This window comes from Bacteroides sp. ZJ-18, from assembly GCF_011038705.2.
GTDB classification, from domain to species: Bacteria; Bacteroidota; Bacteroidia; order Bacteroidales; family Bacteroidaceae; genus Bacteroides; species Bacteroides hominis.
The window spans coordinates 2497655-2514179 of the sequence record NZ_CP072198.1; the positions used below are offsets into that span (position 1 = coordinate 2497655).

Below are 16525 nucleotides of genomic sequence, written 5' to 3' on the forward strand. Positions count from 1 at the left end.
AGTGGCTATATTGGATTCACGTTGGTATAAATATTATCATAGGACTATTCCTTTGTTTATGCTTTTACAATAATGCGCCAATAATCGGCTTTATCCGAATCTTTTATACATAGTCATGGAGAACTTTAATACTCTTTTCAGCGGTTCGTTTAGATTCCCTATTTTATAATAGACATGCCTTCTATTGTTAAAGAAAGTGCTGGTATAACCAAACCAAGTCTATTATTTTTGCTTTTGTTCGACTATAAAATTCTTTTGCAATACATTGTTTACACCGAACTTTTCTTCATTTACAAGATGCTTTTCAAGGGTGCTATTTACTCTGTTGGCTACTTCTTCCGCCGATATTTTACCATTTGCATTCCAGTTCAGATTATAGAAGGTCGTGAAGAAAGAGTGGGCTTCTGTTTTATAACACCGTTCTTTTTCGTGCAAGAAGTTCGGCTGTTTCTCTGTTAGTTCTCTCTTTTGCTCAGACCGGAGTTAAGTTGGGGAACGTGTCGATATGTAGTTCACCATCCATTACAGTCTAGTCTCTGTGAATAAGGTGGCTTGCCAATCCTTCAAAGATAACTTAATCGGAATAATTAGTTAATTTTAACAATGATACTATAAGTATGTCAGATATGTTATCTGGAATTATCAATTTTGACATAAGTAATATTACAGTAAGTGTAAAAAATGGGTAGTCCTTCTGTAAAACCACCCTTGAAAAATTATTTTGTATCCATAATTTTTCTTCTTCTATCTGTAAAATCTCATGTTTTAGCCGGAATTAAGCCAGATTTTTACTTCCTAATAATTTATTATTATCGGAAGTTGCTTCACTATCAGATAAATTATATAAATTTGCTCTCTGATTAAAACATTTTACCCTATAGCTAATTTGAATAGACTGAAAGTAGTACTTGCAGAACAACAGAAAATAGGAAAATGGCTTGCAGGACAAATTAGGAAATCCAACTGCATTGTGAGTAAATGGTGTAGTAATTCAGTTCAACCGGATATTAAGACACTCAACGACATAGGCAATGCCCTTAACTTAATATTGATGTAAAAGATTTGATTGTCAGCAGTAACAAATCATAAACAACTTATTGTCATGGAGGTAAACAAGAAAAAACTTAAAGAACAAGAGATACGCACTCTGTTAATTACTCCTGCACTTCAACAAAAAGGGTGGGCAGTAAGCGTAAATATGCGTGAAGAATACTATTTTACGGACGGTCGAGTACTTGTTGTTGGCAACCAGCACTCAGTAGCAGAGGGTAAAAAGGCTGATTATCTATTGTACCACAACGGTAAACCTATCGCAGTGGTTGAAGCAAAAGACAACAAGCACACTGTTGGAAGTGGTATGCAGCAAGCTATGGATTATGCTTTAATCCTTGACTTGAAATTTGCATACTCCAGTAATGGTGATGCTTTCTTGGAACATGACTTTATCACAGGTAAAGAAACCGAGATTAAGTTAGAAGACTTCCCGACAGAAGAGGAGCTGTACAACCGTTATCTTGCATCCAAAAACTATACTCCTGATGAACTTAATATTATAGAGACCCCATTCTACTATGATGCCCATAGTCATGAGCCAAGATATTACCAACGTATAGCCGTTGACCGCACTGTTGAAGCCATAGCAAAAGGGCAACAACGTGTACTTGTGGTAATGGCTACCGGTACGGGTAAGACTTTTACGGCATTCCAGATAATCCATAGGCTCCATAAGAGTGGAGCAAAGAAGAAAATCCTTTATCTTGCAGATCGCAATATCCTTATAGACCAAACTATGACTCAGGATTTCAAGCCATTCAAGAAGTTTATGACTAAGATAACTTCAGTTGGAGAGGGTGAAGAAAAAATTGATTCATCGTATGAGATGTATATGGCTCTGTATCATCAGTTGGTTGGAAAAGAAGGTAGGCCCGACCCCTTCTTGGAAGTTCGGCCAAACTTCTTTGACTTGATTATAGTTGATGAGTGTCACCGAGGAAGTGCCAAGGACGATTCAGCATGGCGCAAAGTTTTGGAATATTTCAATACGGCTACTCAAATAGGTATGACAGCCACTCCTAAAGCCGATGAAGGGGCGAATAACCTTGATTATTTCGGTGAACCTGTGTATACCTACTCGCTACTTCAAGGTATCAACGATGGCTTTTTGGCTCCGTATAGGGTTACTGCTGACTTTATCAACGTTGACCTGCAAGGCTGGACTCCTGAAGAGGGTGAGATAGATTTGTTAGGTAAGGAGATTGAGCAGAAATTATATCAAAGACAAAATATAGGGCGTGACCTTGCTATTAAGTTAAGACGCAAGGTTGTAGCAAACAGAATTACCAAAATGCTGCATGACATCGGTCGTATGACAAAAACGATTGTATTCTGTTCTGATATTGAGGAAGCAGCAGAAATGCGAACTTTGCTTATCAATATGAATAGCGATTTGTGCAAGAAATCACCTTACTATGTAACACGCATTGTCGGTGAAGATAAGGAGGGTAAGAAACAATTGGATAACTTTATTAGTGTGGATGAGCCTTATCCAGTGATTGTAACCACCTCCGAACTTCTTTCTACTGGTGTGGACTGTAAAACCTGTGGCTTAATCGTCATAGACAAAGAAATTGGGTCTATGACTGAATTTAAGCAAATTATAGGGCGTGGTACACGACTCAGAAAAGATAAGGGAAAGTGGCATTTGGAAATCCTTGATTTCCGCAATGCTACTGCAAAATTCAAAGACCCTACATTCGATGGTGATCCTGAACCTCCTAAGGGAGGTGGTAAAAAGCCCAAACCATATAAAATAATTGATGGTCCATCAACCGTAGTTTCCGAGCCTCATGAAAAATATATTATCAATGGAAAGGATATCCGTATTGCCCATGAGATAGTATCTGTGTTAGGCGAAGATGGCAAGACGATGAGAACAGAAAGTATTCAATCATTCGCAAGAACGCAATTATTGCGTCATTACCAAAGTCTGAATGATTTCATACAGACGTGGACAGAAGCTGAACGCAAGCAAGCTATAATGGATGAATTAAAGGAGTATGCCATCCTGATAGACGCTGTCCGTGAAGCAAATCCGGCATTAAAGGATGCCGACATATTCGATGTGATATGTCACGTTGCGTTTGACCAGCCTCCATTAACAAGGAAAGAGAGAGCAAATAATGTGAAGAAGTGTAACTACTTCGGAAAATATGAAGGTAAAGCACGTGAAGTGTTGGAGGCTCTTCTTGAAAAATATGCAGAGAATGGTATTCTCGACTTTGAAAAAGCAAACATCTTGGAGATACCTCCATTCAATAGCATAGGAAAACCAACTAAAATTATAAAACTATTTGGTGGCATTGCCGGTTATGAGCAAGCTATCAGAGAATTAGAGTATCAGATATATAAATTGGCATAAAAATGGCAGTAAATAACATTATAAAGCGAATCCGGAATATCATGCGTCAGGATGCAGGTATCAATGGTGACGCACAGAGAATTGAGCAAATGACTTGGATGATCTTCTTGAAAGTTTACGACACTCAAGAAGAAACATGGGAATACAAAGCATCCAGAGAGAGTAAAACATATCAATCTATTATTCCCAAAGATTTGCGTTGGCGTAATTGGGCGGTAGATGAGAAAGACGGCGAAGCATTAACAGGTGAAGCTCTACTTTCCTTCGTCAATGAAAAGCTATTTCCTGCATTGAAAAATCTTCCCGTAGATGCCAATACACCACGAGCTAAGAGTATTGTCCAGGAAACATTTGCCGATTTGAACCAGTATATGAAGAATGGAACGCTTTTGCGTCAAGTAGTCAATATTGTAAATGAGATTGAATTTGATGATGCTGACGACCGTCACACATTCGGAGATATTTACGAAGGGATATTGAAAGACCTGCAATCGGCAGGGAACGCAGGTGAGTTCTATACTCCACGTGCTTTGACTGATTTTATTGTAATGATGCTTGACCCGAAGTTGGGTGAGACCTTTGGTGACTTTACCAGTGGTACAGGGGGCTTCCTTACCTCTGCCCTCAATTATATGGGAAAGAGTGTACGTTCAGCCGAAGATGGAGAAAAACTGCAAAATGCAGTTGTTGGTCAAGAATGGAAGCCGTTACCCTATCTTTTGAGCATCACAAACTTGCTGCTTCACGATATTGAGGCACCAAACATAGCTAACTGTGATTCGCTTGGAACAAACGTAACGGATTTCAAGGAAACCGATAAGGTTGATGTTATCGGTATGAATCCTCCATACGGAGGCAGTACGGAAGATAGCGTAAAGAACAACTTTCCATTGCGCTACCGTTCAAGTGAAACTGCTGATTTGTTTATCGCACTTATCATGTACCGTCTTAAAGCAGGTGGCAGATGTGGTGTGATTATTCCTGACGGTTTTTTGTTTGGTACGGACGGAGCAAAACTTGCGCTTAAAGAGAATCTTCTACGCAAGTTCAATTTGCATACCATCATTCGTTTGCCGGGTTCTATATTCTCTCCATATACATCTATTGCTACCAATATCCTCTTCTTTAACAATGAAGAAGCAGAGGGTTGTGAAGAAGGATTCAAGACCAAAGAAACATGGTTCTATCGTCTTGATATGCCGGAGGGGTACAAGCACTTCTCAAAAAACAAGCCGATGAAGGTTGAGCACACTCTGTCCATTCAGGAATGGTGGAATGACAGGAAAGAGATTGTCAGTAGTGAAACAGGAGAAAAGAGCCGTGTGTTTACTGCTCAACAGTTGCTTGATTTGAATTGCAATTTTGACCAATGCAAATTTCCGAAGGAAGAAGAAGAGATATTGCCTCCGGCAGAATTGCTCAAACAATATTTTGAGAAACGTGCCGCACTTGACTATGAAATAGACAAAACACTTTCTGAGATTCAAAAGATTCTCGGCATAGATATAAAATCTTGTAACTGATAATTGTAGAGTGATATGAAAGATTTAACAATCTCAAATATTGAAAGACAGAATGTGCTTAACAACCGTTTTGCGGTTAGTAAAGTGCAGAAGCATCTTGATATTGAAGGAATACTCTTTGAGGGGGAATACCGCTTTACAAAAAAAATGGTTGCAGATTTTTATGAAGTAGAAGAGCGGACAATAGAACGTTATTTAGAAAAATATTCAGATGAATTATCGGCTAATGGTTATGTTTTATGTAAGGGTAAACATTTGAAAGAGTTGAAATTACAATTTGCTCCCGTCATAAATGTCGGGAGCAAAACGACTCAGCTCGGATTATTTAATTTCCGCTCATTCTTAAATATGGGTATGCTGCTTACAGAAAGTGAGCAAGCCAAGAAAGTCCGCAGCCTTATTTTGGATTTTGTAATTGTCACTATCAATGAAAAAACGGGTGGTGGAACAAAATACATTAACCGTAGGGATATAAACTATCTTCCTGCTGCAATAACAGAAGAGAATTATCGTAAAAACCTCACTTCCGCCATCAATCAATATGTGGATGGACACCCCACATACAAGTATTCTCAGATTACAGATTTTATCTACAAAGCTGTTTTTAAAGAAAATGCAAAGGAATACAGGGAGATATTGAAGCTCGATTTAAAAGACAATGTCCGGCACACTTTATATGCAGAGGTACTATTGGTTATCTCTTCATTCGAGAATGGCGTGGGTGCAGCCATCAGTGAACGCTTTAAGGAGAATGGCGGTAGAATGCTTACCATATATGAAGTTGAGCATATTGTAGAAGAGCTTGCCGAGCATCCCATGCAAAAGCCTTATCTGAATGATGCCAGAACAAAAATGACATCAAGAGATTTCAGTTTTCGAGAAGCATATCACGGCAATATAGCGGAATACCTGCAAGCTGTCACACCCGAAGAGTTTGAACGGTTCATTGGTGATCAGTCTATTGATTTTGATCATATCTTAGCTGACAACAAGGATGTGCTTAAACGCTTAAAGCAGGCGGAAGATGAGTAAGGAGATTATTTACATAGACTACGATGAAGCCTTAAACATTTATGGCAAAATGATTGATGCCAGCGATGGTGGCTTTGAAGGAGTGCGTGATGAAGGTGGTATACGTGCTGCGCTTGATTTTGTGCAGAATGATTTATACTATCCAACCTTTGCCGACAAGCTAACCTATCTGATGTATAGATTCTGTTCGGGGCACTTCTTCAACGATGGGAATAAGCGTATTGCACTGACTTTGGGTGCATATTTCTTACATAAGAATAACTACTACTGGCAAGCTTGCATTTGTATGCGTACATTGGAGTCTATCATTTATCATGTGGCAGCATCCAATATTGACCAAGATTTGCTGCTACGCATCGTTAATAGCTTTATGATGAGTAAAGACTATGACGAGGAATTAAAAATAGATATAGCCAATGCCATGAGCAAGGGTGAATAAGGAATACAAGAAGAGGATTACGAACAATGAACGGAAAGCAATTAAAGAACAGCATACTCCAATGGGCGATACAGGGAAAACTTGTACAGCAGGACCCTAATGACGAACCGGCATCGGTGCTTTTGGAACATATTAGAGAAGAGAAAGCTAAGCTGGTTAAGGAGAAAAAAATCAAGAAAGATAAGAACGAATCAATCATTTACCGTGGTGACGATAATTCCTATTATGAGAAGATTATTGCTACAGGTGAGGTTAAGTGCATTGATGAGGAGATTCCGTTTGAGATTCCAAAGGGATGGGAATGGGAACGGGTGGGTAATATTTTTTTTGTTACGAAGCTGGCTGGATTTGAGTACACAAAGTTTTTTACTAAAGAAGCCATATCTGCATTTAACCCCATTCCAATAGTGCGTGCTCAAAATGTTCGTATGGGATTTTTTGAGGAAAATAAGAATGAAGCTATTTCTGAAATGTTATCAAATCAGTTAAAAAGAAGTGCTTTGAACAAAAAATGTTTGTTAATGACATTTATTGGTGCAGGTATAGGTGATACTTGCATTTTTCCTGCTGAAAGAAAAAATCACTTAGCTCCAAATGTTGCAAAAATAGAACCACTTGATGATAGCATTTTTTTAGATTATGCAGTTTTTGCGCTAATGAGTCCTTGCGGTCAAAGAGGAGTAAATGCAATCAAGAAATCCACAGCTCAACCGAGCCTATCAATGGAGACTATTAGAAAATTGCTGATACCTATTCCACCTTTCAAGGAACAAAAATGTATCTCGTTAAAGTTGTCTGAAGTATTACCATTGGTAGAAAAGTATTCAAAAGTACAAAAAGTACAAAATCAAATAAATGACGAAATCAATATATTATTATCTAAATCTATTCTTCAAGAAGCTATCAGAGGTAAATTAGTACCGCAAATTGCAGAGGAAGGAACTGCTGACAAACTGCTTGCCGAGATTCACAAAGAGAAAGAACGTCTCGTAAAAGAGGGCAAACTAAAGAAGGCAATCTTGACCGATTCCGTTATCTATAAAGGTGACGATAACAAGTATTATGAGAGGGTGGGCAAATCTGAGATTGATATATCAGATGAGATTCCTTTTGAAATTCCACAATCGTGGAGCTGGTGTAGACTTTCAAGTGTTATAACTCTATTGTCTGGTAGGGATTTGACTCCTGACAGGTATAATTCAGAAGAAAATGGAATCCCATACATAACAGGTGCTAGTAACTTCTATAATGGCAATTTATTAATCAATAGATGGACTGAATCACCTATGACAGTATCTCATTTTAATGATCTACTAATAACTTGTAAAGGTACTATTGGTGAAATGGCTTTTAATAGAATCGGTAGTATTCACATAGCTCGCCAAATAATGGCATTAACTGGCATTGTTGGTGACTTGGATTATATTAGATGGTTCCTTTATGCCAATGTAGCATCTATAGAAAGGCAAGCTAACAGTATGATTCCTGGCATCTCAAGGGATACATTATTGAAAACATTATTACCTCTTCCACCCAAACTTGAGCAGAAGAGGATTAATGATAAAATAGTGCGTTTATTAGATGAACTGAAATAGAGAACTAATTTTTGAAGTAATCCGAATTTGTTCATTTATAGGAGGTAGCGGCACCAACATATTATGCAGGGCTTTGGATGAAAGCCCTTGTATGCCAATGCCCTTACCTCCTATATAACCATTATACTTATATGCCTGAAATATGTAGTAATAGAAGAGGGTATCTAGCTGATTGTATGAGCGTAGTTTATGAATATGGTTTTGAATACACATTGGCGTATCATAAGGCCATATAGCAGCTCGACCGATATCTCCACCTTCACATACCAACAGGTCACCATTGCTCACCGAGCACTTTTCTATTTCAGAATCTTTGAAATACATCTGTCTTACGCTAGATAAATCAAATTGCCCCCAATAGAGATTCGAAGTTGTTATATATGGAAGCATGCTACCTTCCTTGTTAGAGGCATTTAGGGCTTTACCTGTATTATGATTGAATAAAAAGCCAAGCCTGCACCATACCCAAGAATCTGGAATCTCAAAGAGGATTTCATCGTCAATACAAATATTTTTGCCGCCTATCCTCTCATAATACTTGTTATCGTCACCTTTATAGATAACGGAATCGGTCAAGATTGCCTTCTTTAGTTTGCCCTCTTTTACGAGACGTTCTTTCTCTTTGTGAATCTCGGCAAGCAGTTTGTCAGCAGTTCCTTCCTCTGCAATTTGCGGTACTAATTTACCTCTGATAGCTTCTTGAAGAATAGATTTAGATAATAATATATTGATTTCGTCATTTATTTGATTTTGTACTTTTTGTACTTTTGAATACTTTTCTACCAATGGTAATACTTCAGACAACTTTAACGAGATACATTTTTGTTCCTTGAAAGGTGGAATAGGTATCAGCAATTTTCTAATAGTCTCCATTGATAGGCTCGGTTGAGCTGTGGATTTCTTGATTGCATTTACTCCTCTTTGACCGCAAGGACTCATTAGCGCAAAAACTGCATAATCTAAAAAAATGCTATCATCAAGTGGTTCTATTTTTGCAACATTTGGAGCTAAGTGATTTTTTCTTTCAGCAGGAAAAATGCAAGTATCACCTATACCTGCACCAATAAATGTCATTAACAAACATTTTTTGTTCAAAGCACTTCTTTTTAACTGATTTGATAACATTTCAGAAATAGCTTCATTCTTATTTTCCTCAAAAAATCCCATACGAACATTTTGAGCACGCACTATTGGAATGGGGTTAAATGCAGATATGGCTTCTTTAGTAAAAAACTTTGTGTACTCAAATCCAGCCAGCTTCGTAACAAAAAAAATATTACCCACCCGTTCCCATTCCCATCCCTTTGGAATCTCAAACGGAATCTCCTCATCAATGCACTTAACCTCACCTGTAGCAATAATCTTCTCATAATAGGAATTCAATGAATTTATAGTAAGTTATTAATGGAACAATGTCGTTCCCTCTAAATATAATTACTATATGACAGAAGAAAGATTTGAAACGCTACTCGTCCAAGCGAATATGGCGAAAAATACGGTTGCAGCATATCTGTATGCCGTAAAGGAGTACAACAAGAGGCATAAAGAATTGAACAAACGCAACCTCTTGATTTATAAAACGTATCTAATTGAGACTTACAAGCCCAAGACTGTTAATCTCAGGATTCAGGCAATCAACAAGTACCTTGAATATATGGGTAAGCAGAAACTTCGCCTTAAATCCGTTAAGGTGCAACAGCGTTCTTACTTGGAAAATGTAATCACCAATGCGGATTATATCTTTCTAAAGAAAAAGTTGAAAAAGGAAGATAACCTGACGTGGTATTTCGTTGTCCGCTTCTTAGCTGCTACTGGAGCGAGAGTAAGTGAACTTATCCAGCTAAAAGTAGAGCACATTTATTTAGGCTACTACGATATTTATGCGAAAGGAGGTAAAATTAGACGAATTTATATCCCTAAGTTACTTAAAGAAGAAACCATTGTTTGGTTGGAAGAGCACAAACGAACCTCCGGTTATCTCTTTCTGAATAGATATGGCGAAAGAATCACTACTCGTGGTATATCGCAACAACTTAAAAACTATGCTAACAAGTACGGTATGAATGAAAAAGTCATTTATCCCCACTCGTTCAGGCATCGGTTTGCCAAAAACTTTTTGGAGAAGTTCAACGATATTTCTCTGCTTGCTGACCTGATGGGACATGAAAGTATAGAAACCACCCGTATCTATCTGCGAAGGAGCAGTTCCGAACAACAGGCTATCATTGACAAGGTTATCACTTGGTAAATTAAAATCAGTAGATTAGGCGATTTGGTATCAACTAATCTACTGACTTTAAAAATAGCCCGTTTGCTTTGTCGGGGTATTGAATATTCCTCCCGCTGCAATGTTGGGTTTTTAAGTTGAGGGTTATGATACATGCAAATGAAAAGACTGGATTTATGTAGCGTGTTGCTCTGAGAATAATATCGTAACAATTAACATTGTTAACGCCATTTCTCCGTTATTTTATTCTTGTGTGCAAATAACAAGCCTTTTGTATTTAAAACACTTGCTATTTGCATTTAAAGAACAAACTTTAACATAGTGTTAAAACAAAGCTTTGGGCGAGAGAAATTTTGTGCTTTAAAAACACTGTGTTTTAGTTCGTTAAGCACACTCTTTGCTTCTTTGTTTCACCGAATCCCTTCCTGGGTAAAAGCCTGTATACTTGCTTTTTTGTCAACTACAAATCGGGGACTCATACTCCCTGCTATCTTCTTTTTGCCTTATTTAGCGCCGCTATCAGATATCTTCCTTTAGCCCCTATATCGCTCCAGCAAGTGTTGGCAATCAGCCGCCACACCGTCGTTCCCTTTCTTCCATAGTCCGACAGCTTGAGAATGGCATTTACCTCGCTTACCTCGTTGATCCCCAATCTTTGGAGCGTATCCGTCAGTCCCGGATAATTGTGCGTCATCGTATTGAAAGCGTATCCCGGTATCGGGAGAGAAGCAGAATCCTCCTTCCTTTCTTCCTCCTTCCCCTCAGGGGGAGCTGAGGGGGGTAATTCTTTATTTTCCTTTGCTCTACTTTTCTTTACTTTACTTTGTCCGGAATTGCATGCATTTTTTGCGTTAACGGCTACATCGTGTACTACATTTCCCGGGCTAACGGCTACATCTCCTGTGCCGACAGCTACTTTTCCTTCTTTAAGCGGCTTGGGTCGTTCAATTTCCTGTTGTGTGGATGCATTGTCCGGTTTGCCGCTTTCCTTTTCCGGTTTATCGTTTTCCTTTTCCGTTTTCACCATCAGGTAGGGGAGTTCCGACAACTCTCTCTTTCTCCGCTTTGTCGCCTCCATCCATACCTTTTGTATACTTTCCGAAGTCAGTATTCCGTTTTCCAGATAACTGTTTTTGTCCATTATCCCTTTGATAAAGAGGATCTCAATGATCCCCTGCACCTCAGCGACTTGTACCTCCCTTCCTGCCTTGTTGGCAAAGATCAGGCACTGCTCTTCATCCCAACGGATGAAGTATCCCTCCTTGTATATTTTACACAGCAGTTTCAGTACGATTGCCGGGCCCTTTATTCCGTATTTAGCTTCTATCACTTCCATTGCGTTCTCTTCCATGAAGTTTACGCCCACCGGGAAATAGTTGATCCCGTCATATATTGTTGCCATATTTGTTTTTTTTAGATTAGTTGTTTGTACTTTCAATAATACATTAATACATTCACCACAAATTACTCCGGATTCCCAAAGACGTTTTCACTTGATTCCTCAAAATAGAAATCATTCATCTGTGAAAATCCGTGTAATCTGTGGTGGCGCCCTATACGATCGGTCGCCACTCCATGAAGTTCTCCACCTGGAATGTCGTCCATCGCTGTTCGTCCACATTCCAGTAGACTACTGCGCCTTCTATTTTTGTGGGATCATACTTCTTGTGGAATTCCGCTTCATAGTAGATCAGTGTCGCTTTCACCAAGCTGAAATCTCCGTTCTGCTTCTGATAAGCAATAGCTGCGTGCCCGTATTGCAAGTGGTCTGTTAACTCTTCCAGGCGTTCCGCCATCCATTCGGCACACTGCTCGGTATATCCTTTCTCAAAGACAATCCGTCTCTTCCATCTCAGTTTCATGGCTTCACTTTGTGATGCCGGTCTTTTTTTCCGTTTCATACGTATATTTTTTAAGTTGATAAAATGTTATCGCCACGAAGATAGGGGGCGTTTCATGTAAGACGGATTATCATAATTCATTGTGCGTATTTTTGTGGATGGCGGGTTTGTGCTGTCTATTCTTTTCTACTTCTTCCCAAATGCTGCTGATATAGACTAATATTGAACTGATGGATAATGGTTTAAATACTCCGTTTTTAATATTTCCGATTAGTCTTTTTTCATTGATGTAGCGTGCGAGTGAAGCCTGACATGTATTGATATTTTGTATGTTCGCATCCTCTATGTAGGATTCTATCAACGCTCTGATAAGCTCTGCTTTGTGCGAAGTAATTCCTTCTATTGGTTTTCCTTCTTTTCTACCTCTTGATTCTTTAACTATTTCAGTATTAGATTGTTGTGCTTTGCTAATGGCATTTTTTTACACTTTTGTCCGCAATCTGAAATAATCCTTTTTCTTTGTCCATAATTTCTTTTATTTTGTTAATAATTAAATGTTGTTAATTTGTTGCAAAGGTAGAAAGGAATCTATCAGTAGGCAAGTAAAGATGGAATTAACGAGAAAATGAACGCTTCTGATTAGATAACTATTTGTTATATAGTATGATATTAATTGAAAAAGTGAGTGTTTCAATAGACGTTCGTTTAATTGAACGCAAAGATAGGGGGTATTTTTAGAACTACAAAATGTTTAATAAAAAAAATAATTTTTCTCTTTTGATTGTTATCCCAATATCTTAAACCACAGGTATTTATGAATTAACAAAAAACAGTTTATTATCTGTCTGATTTTGTTTTCTGTTCTCTTCTGATTTATATACAAAAATCATGTGTTTTTAAACGAACGTCTATTGAAACACTTTTTGTTTTCAATACCCTCGTTTAAAGGCTATTATAATAAATAACTATTTTCTGCCTCTCCTTCTGTGATAGTGGAGGGTCATTAAATAACATGGATGCACTGAATTTTTCATTAAAATCCGCATTACATAACTTGACCGGGAGGTATGCTTCGCTACTCCGGTGTCCCCAAAGAACATCCTGACGTGAACGACATGACAACATCCGCATCTATCGAATCTTCGATGGGGCGCTCTCGATCCCTCCTGTCTTCTTCCGCTTTGAACTGGTATGCCTTGCGTATCACTTACGGGCGTGAACTGGCCTTGCAGGAGTACCTCAATTCGGAGGGGATAGAGAATTTCATCCCCATGCACTACGAATATACCATTAAAAACGAGCGTCGGGTTCGTAAGCTTGTTCCTGCGGTTCATAATCTGGTTTTTGTCCGTTCCTCGCGCAGTTGTATCGATGCCATCAAAGAGAGCAAGGGCACCACGCTTCCTATCCGTTACATTATGGACCGTGAATACCATCGTCCCATCATCGTTCCTGATTCTCAAATGCGTAATTTCATGGCGGTCTCTTCGAATTATGATGAATCCCTGCTTTATTTCGAACCTTCCGAGTTGAACATCCGCAAGGGTACCCGTGTGCGTATCACCGGGGGGCTTTTCGAGGGGGTGGAGGGCGAGTTTGTCCGTGTCCGCAATGACCGTCGTGTCGTAGTCACCATTGAAGGAGTCATGGCTGTCGCCACCACTTTTGTCCATCCTTCATTGGTCGAACCTGTTACTGAAAAATAACATAACAAGATATGAACTATTTAGAATCAGAAATCTCCGCCCTTTATGCTTCTGCCCATGAACTTTGCTACTTAGGCATGGACGGCCGGCCGATCTACAGTGATCAATTCACCCGTCTGAATCGTGATGTTTTTTCTCAGGCTAATGCTTTGTACGACAAGCATGGCAATAGTCATGAAGAAGAGGCCCGGCTGTGCCTGTCGCTCCTGATGGGATATAATGCGACTCTCTATAATAACGGTGACAAGGAGGAGCGTATCCAACATATTCTGGATCGTTGCTGGGATGTATTGGAGCATCTGCCTGCCTCACTGTTGAAAGTCCAACTGTTAGTTTATTGTTACGGAGAGGTTTTTGACGAGGAATTGGCCCGGGAAGCTCAGGTCATCATTGATACGTGGCAGGACAGGGAGTTGTCGGAAGAGGAGCGTGAGGTGATGGAACGCCTGAAGGATGTGCAAGAGAATCCGTATCCTTGGAGTGAGGTGGAGTGATATGTTTGTATAGTAATTTAATAAGTATATTGATGAAAGGTATTGTCTTGGCCGGTGGTTCGGGCACTCGCTTATATCCGATCACCAAAGGAGTCAGTAAGCAGTTGCTTCCGATATTTGATAAGCCGATGATCTATTATCCTATCTCTGTACTCATGTTGGCAGGGATTCGTGAAATATTGATTATCTCCACTCCATACGATTTACCCGGCTTTCAACGTTTGCTGGGTGACGGTTCTGACTTTGGAGTACGATTTGAATATGCGGAACAACCTTCTCCTGATGGCTTGGCACAGGCACTTATTATTGGTGAGAAATTTATAGGCAATGATTCTGTATGTCTGGTTCTTGGCGATAATATCTTTTATGGGCAAGGCTTTACCCCTAAATTACATGAAGCAGTTGATGCAGCCGAACGGTCAGAGAAAGCCACTGTTTTTGGCTATTGGGTGAATGATCCCGAACGTTACGGAGTAGTGGATTTTGATAATGAAGGCAAGGTGGTTAGTATTGAAGAGAAACCTACTGCCCCTAAATCTAATTATGCGGTTGTAGGTTTGTACTTTTATCCGAATAGTGTGATAGATATAGTTAAGGGGATAAAACCTTCTCCTCGCGGAGAACTAGAAATTACAACAGTTAATCAAATATATTTAAAAAAGGGAGCCCTGCAGGTTCAGTTACTGGGACGTGGTTTTGCTTGGCTGGATACAGGTACACATGATTCTTTGTCGGAAGCAAGTACGTTTGTTGAGGTAATAGAGAAACGCCAGGGATTGAAAATAGCCTGTTTAGAGGGTATTGCTTTGAGGCAAGGTTGGATTACTATAGATAAGATGCGTGAGTTAGCACATCCTATGATGAAGAATCAGTACGGGCAGTATTTGCTTAAAGTAATAGAAGAACTTTCTAAAAATGAAAACTGAATCAGCTCAAATCATAGAGCTTCCTAAAATCTTGGATAAACGAGGTAACTTATCCATTATCGAAGAATTCAAGAATATCCCTTTCAAAATAGAACGAACTTACTGGATTTATGATGTTCCAGGAGGAGAGTCGCGTGGGGGACATGCATATAGAGAAAATGAAGAATTTATTGTCGCTTTATCCGGTAGTTTTGATGTAATTCTGGATGATGGGAATAAGCAGGAAACTTTTTCTTTGAATCGCTCCTATTATGGCCTTTATGTACCTCAAGGCTTATGGCGTGAAATGAATAATTTTTCTACGAATTCATTGGCTTTGGTTCTTTCCTCTACGTCATATAATCCTCAAGATTATATATATGATTATAAAGAGTTTGTTAATTCGAAACAATGAAGAATTATACAGTTTATGACTGTTCTGTAATAGGACTCCCTAAAATTGAGAATCGCTCAGGAAATATAACTCCTGTTCATGGGAATTTAAATATCCCTTTTATTATAAAAAGAGTGTTTTATTCTTATGATATTCCCGGAGGTGAGGCACGTGGGGCTCATGCCCATAAGGAGTGCCATCAATTTCTGATAGCAGCTAGTGGATCATTTGAGGTCGTACTGGATGATGGAGTTAATAAACGTACGATATTGTTGAATCGCCCTTTTTACGGTTTACATATTCCTCCGGGTATTTGGGCTTCTGAACAGGGGTTTTCTTCCGGTTCAGTTTGTTTAGTATTAGCGTCTCACGGATACGAAGAGGGTGATTATTTAAGAGATTATCAAGATTTTATAGAATACAAAAATGATTAGAATACATCCATCTTCCGAAGTTTTATCTCAACAGATAGGGAATGATACCTATATTTGGCAGTATTGTATAATTTTACCCGGTGCAGAAATTGGTTCGAACTGTAATATTTGCGCCAATGTGCTAATTGAGAATGATGTTAAATTGGGCAATAATGTTACGGTAAAATCCGGTGTTCAGTTGTGGGACGGAGTAACCTTGGAAGATAATGTCTTCATCGGTCCTAATGTAACTTTTACTAATGATAAAGTACCCCGTTCTAAAATGTATCCTGATTTATTTTTAAAGACTTTAATTAAAAAAGGTGCATCAATAGGTGCTAACTCAACAATTGTAGCAGGACATACAATTGGTGAATATGCGTTTGTGGGTGCAGGTAGTGTCGTAACCAAAGACATTCCGGCCAATACTGTTTGGTATGGTAACCCGGCTGTTCATCATGGATATATTACTAATGAGGGGGTATTATTAGATTTAGAAAGAAAAGATAAAAATGGATTGAAACATATAATATAAAGT

General features: G+C 38.9%; 15 protein-coding genes and 1 pseudogene. 12 read left to right on the top strand and 4 right to left on the bottom strand.

The genetic code is table 11. The annotated features are described in order from the left end of the window. Positions 1-267: 267 nt before the first annotated feature. Positions 268-601: pseudogene (locus G7Y45_RS09915) on the bottom strand (AAA family ATPase); the annotation flags it as partial. A 501-nt stretch (positions 602-1102) separates the two neighbouring features. Between G7Y45_RS09915 and hsdR the strand changes: the two are divergent. The 5 genes from hsdR to G7Y45_RS09940 are packed head-to-tail and all read left to right on the top strand — an operon-like array spanning position 1103 to position 8007. Next, positions 1103-3418 carry an EcoAI/FtnUII family type I restriction enzme subunit R gene (hsdR, locus tag G7Y45_RS09920; RefSeq protein ID WP_032595689.1) on the top strand — a complete coding sequence of 772 codons (2316 nt, stop codon included), beginning with the start codon at positions 1103-1105 and terminating at the stop codon, positions 3416-3418. Between the two features lie 2 nt (positions 3419-3420). Continuing rightward, positions 3421-4941 (top strand): class I SAM-dependent DNA methyltransferase, encoded by a 1521-nt coding sequence (locus G7Y45_RS09925; protein ID WP_165017624.1) that lies wholly within the window; start codon positions 3421-3423, stop codon positions 4939-4941. Between the two features lie 15 nt (positions 4942-4956). Further along, positions 4957-5973 (top strand): hypothetical protein, encoded by a 1017-nt coding sequence (locus tag G7Y45_RS09930; protein WP_010992488.1) that lies wholly within the window; start codon positions 4957-4959, stop codon positions 5971-5973. Continuing rightward, positions 5966-6412: a Fic family protein gene (locus G7Y45_RS09935; protein ID WP_010992489.1), complete on the top strand. Its 447-nt coding sequence runs from the start codon at positions 5966-5968 to the stop codon at positions 6410-6412. The genes G7Y45_RS09930 and G7Y45_RS09935 overlap by 8 nt, the downstream gene beginning before the upstream one ends. Positions 6413-6438: 26 nt before the next feature. Further along, complete coding sequence (locus tag G7Y45_RS09940) at positions 6439-8007, top strand: restriction endonuclease subunit S (protein WP_209377319.1); 1569 nt, start codon at positions 6439-6441, stop codon at positions 8005-8007. Here G7Y45_RS09940 and G7Y45_RS09945 read toward each other — a convergent pair. Next, positions 7990-9390 (bottom strand): restriction endonuclease subunit S, encoded by a 1401-nt coding sequence (locus G7Y45_RS09945; protein ID WP_245207737.1) that lies wholly within the window; start codon positions 9388-9390, stop codon positions 7990-7992. The two genes, G7Y45_RS09940 and G7Y45_RS09945, sit on opposite strands and share 18 nt — an antisense overlap. Before the next feature lie 58 nt (positions 9391-9448). Between G7Y45_RS09945 and G7Y45_RS09950 the strand changes: the two genes are divergently transcribed. Then, a complete protein-coding gene (locus G7Y45_RS09950; RefSeq protein ID WP_165015289.1) occupies positions 9449-10255 on the top strand; it encodes a tyrosine-type recombinase/integrase in 807 nt (268 codons plus the stop codon). A gap of 466 nt (positions 10256-10721) precedes the next feature. Here the strand turns inward: G7Y45_RS09950 and G7Y45_RS09955 are convergent, their stop codons facing one another. Beyond that, positions 10722-11636: a DUF4373 domain-containing protein gene (locus G7Y45_RS09955; protein WP_032539850.1), complete on the bottom strand. Its 915-nt coding sequence runs from the start codon at positions 11634-11636 to the stop codon at positions 10722-10724. Positions 11637-11787: 151 nt separating this feature from the next. Then, positions 11788-12135 (bottom strand): SH3 beta-barrel fold-containing protein, encoded by a 348-nt coding sequence (locus tag G7Y45_RS09960; RefSeq protein WP_032539851.1) that lies wholly within the window; start codon positions 12133-12135, stop codon positions 11788-11790. A 1085-nt stretch (positions 12136-13220) separates the two neighbouring features. Here G7Y45_RS09960 and upfY point away from each other — a divergent pair. The 6 genes from upfY to G7Y45_RS09990 are packed head-to-tail and all read left to right on the top strand — an operon-like array spanning position 13221 to position 16522. Beyond that, positions 13221-13781 carry a capsular polysaccharide transcription antiterminator UpfY gene (upfY, locus tag G7Y45_RS09965; RefSeq protein ID WP_080715543.1) on the top strand — a complete coding sequence of 187 codons (561 nt, stop codon included), beginning with the start codon at positions 13221-13223 and terminating at the stop codon, positions 13779-13781. An 11-nt stretch (positions 13782-13792) separates the two neighbouring features. After that, positions 13793-14275 carry a UpxZ family transcription anti-terminator antagonist gene (locus G7Y45_RS09970; protein ID WP_032556381.1) on the top strand — a complete coding sequence of 161 codons (483 nt, stop codon included), beginning with the start codon at positions 13793-13795 and terminating at the stop codon, positions 14273-14275. A 32-nt stretch (positions 14276-14307) separates the two neighbouring features. Then, positions 14308-15201, top strand: coding sequence for a glucose-1-phosphate thymidylyltransferase RfbA (gene rfbA / locus G7Y45_RS09975; protein ID WP_032539854.1), 894 nt, complete (start codon positions 14308-14310; stop codon positions 15199-15201). After that, the gene (locus tag G7Y45_RS09980) at positions 15191-15595 is read left to right on the top strand and encodes an FdtA/QdtA family cupin domain-containing protein (RefSeq protein WP_032539855.1); all 405 of its coding nucleotides are present in this window, start codon (positions 15191-15193) and stop codon (positions 15593-15595) included. Before rfbA ends, G7Y45_RS09980 begins: the two co-directional genes overlap by 11 nt. After that, positions 15592-16008, top strand: coding sequence for an FdtA/QdtA family cupin domain-containing protein (locus tag G7Y45_RS09985; RefSeq protein WP_032539856.1), 417 nt, complete (start codon positions 15592-15594; stop codon positions 16006-16008). Before G7Y45_RS09980 ends, G7Y45_RS09985 begins: the two co-directional genes overlap by 4 nt. After that, entirely contained in the window at positions 16001-16522 is a 522-nt protein-coding gene (locus tag G7Y45_RS09990; protein WP_032539857.1) for an acyltransferase, read from the top strand. The genes G7Y45_RS09985 and G7Y45_RS09990 overlap by 8 nt, the downstream gene beginning before the upstream one ends. The last annotated feature ends 3 nt before the right edge of the window (positions 16523-16525 follow it).

Coding starts and splice junctions, on each gene's coding strand:
- hsdR (WP_032595689.1), top strand. CDS start 1,103: ATGGAGGTAAACAAGAAAAAACTTAAAGAACAAGAGATACGCACTCTG.
- G7Y45_RS09925 (WP_165017624.1), top strand. CDS start 3,421: ATGGCAGTAAATAACATTATAAAGCGAATCCGGAATATCATGCGTCAG.
- G7Y45_RS09930 (WP_010992488.1), top strand. CDS start 4,957: ATGAAAGATTTAACAATCTCAAATATTGAAAGACAGAATGTGCTTAAC.
- G7Y45_RS09935 (WP_010992489.1), top strand. CDS start 5,966: ATGAGTAAGGAGATTATTTACATAGACTACGATGAAGCCTTAAACATT.
- G7Y45_RS09940 (WP_209377319.1), top strand. CDS start 6,439: ATGAACGGAAAGCAATTAAAGAACAGCATACTCCAATGGGCGATACAG.
- G7Y45_RS09950 (WP_165015289.1), top strand. CDS start 9,449: ATGACAGAAGAAAGATTTGAAACGCTACTCGTCCAAGCGAATATGGCG.
- G7Y45_RS09955 (WP_032539850.1), bottom strand. CDS start 11,636: ATGGCAACAATATATGACGGGATCAACTATTTCCCGGTGGGCGTAAAC.
- G7Y45_RS09960 (WP_032539851.1), bottom strand. CDS start 12,135: ATGAAACGGAAAAAAAGACCGGCATCACAAAGTGAAGCCATGAAACTG.
- upfY (WP_080715543.1), top strand. CDS start 13,221: ATGGGGCGCTCTCGATCCCTCCTGTCTTCTTCCGCTTTGAACTGGTAT.
- G7Y45_RS09970 (WP_032556381.1), top strand. CDS start 13,793: ATGAACTATTTAGAATCAGAAATCTCCGCCCTTTATGCTTCTGCCCAT.
- rfbA (WP_032539854.1), top strand. CDS start 14,308: ATGAAAGGTATTGTCTTGGCCGGTGGTTCGGGCACTCGCTTATATCCG.
- G7Y45_RS09980 (WP_032539855.1), top strand. CDS start 15,191: ATGAAAACTGAATCAGCTCAAATCATAGAGCTTCCTAAAATCTTGGAT.
- G7Y45_RS09985 (WP_032539856.1), top strand. CDS start 15,592: ATGAAGAATTATACAGTTTATGACTGTTCTGTAATAGGACTCCCTAAA.
- G7Y45_RS09990 (WP_032539857.1), top strand. CDS start 16,001: ATGATTAGAATACATCCATCTTCCGAAGTTTTATCTCAACAGATAGGG.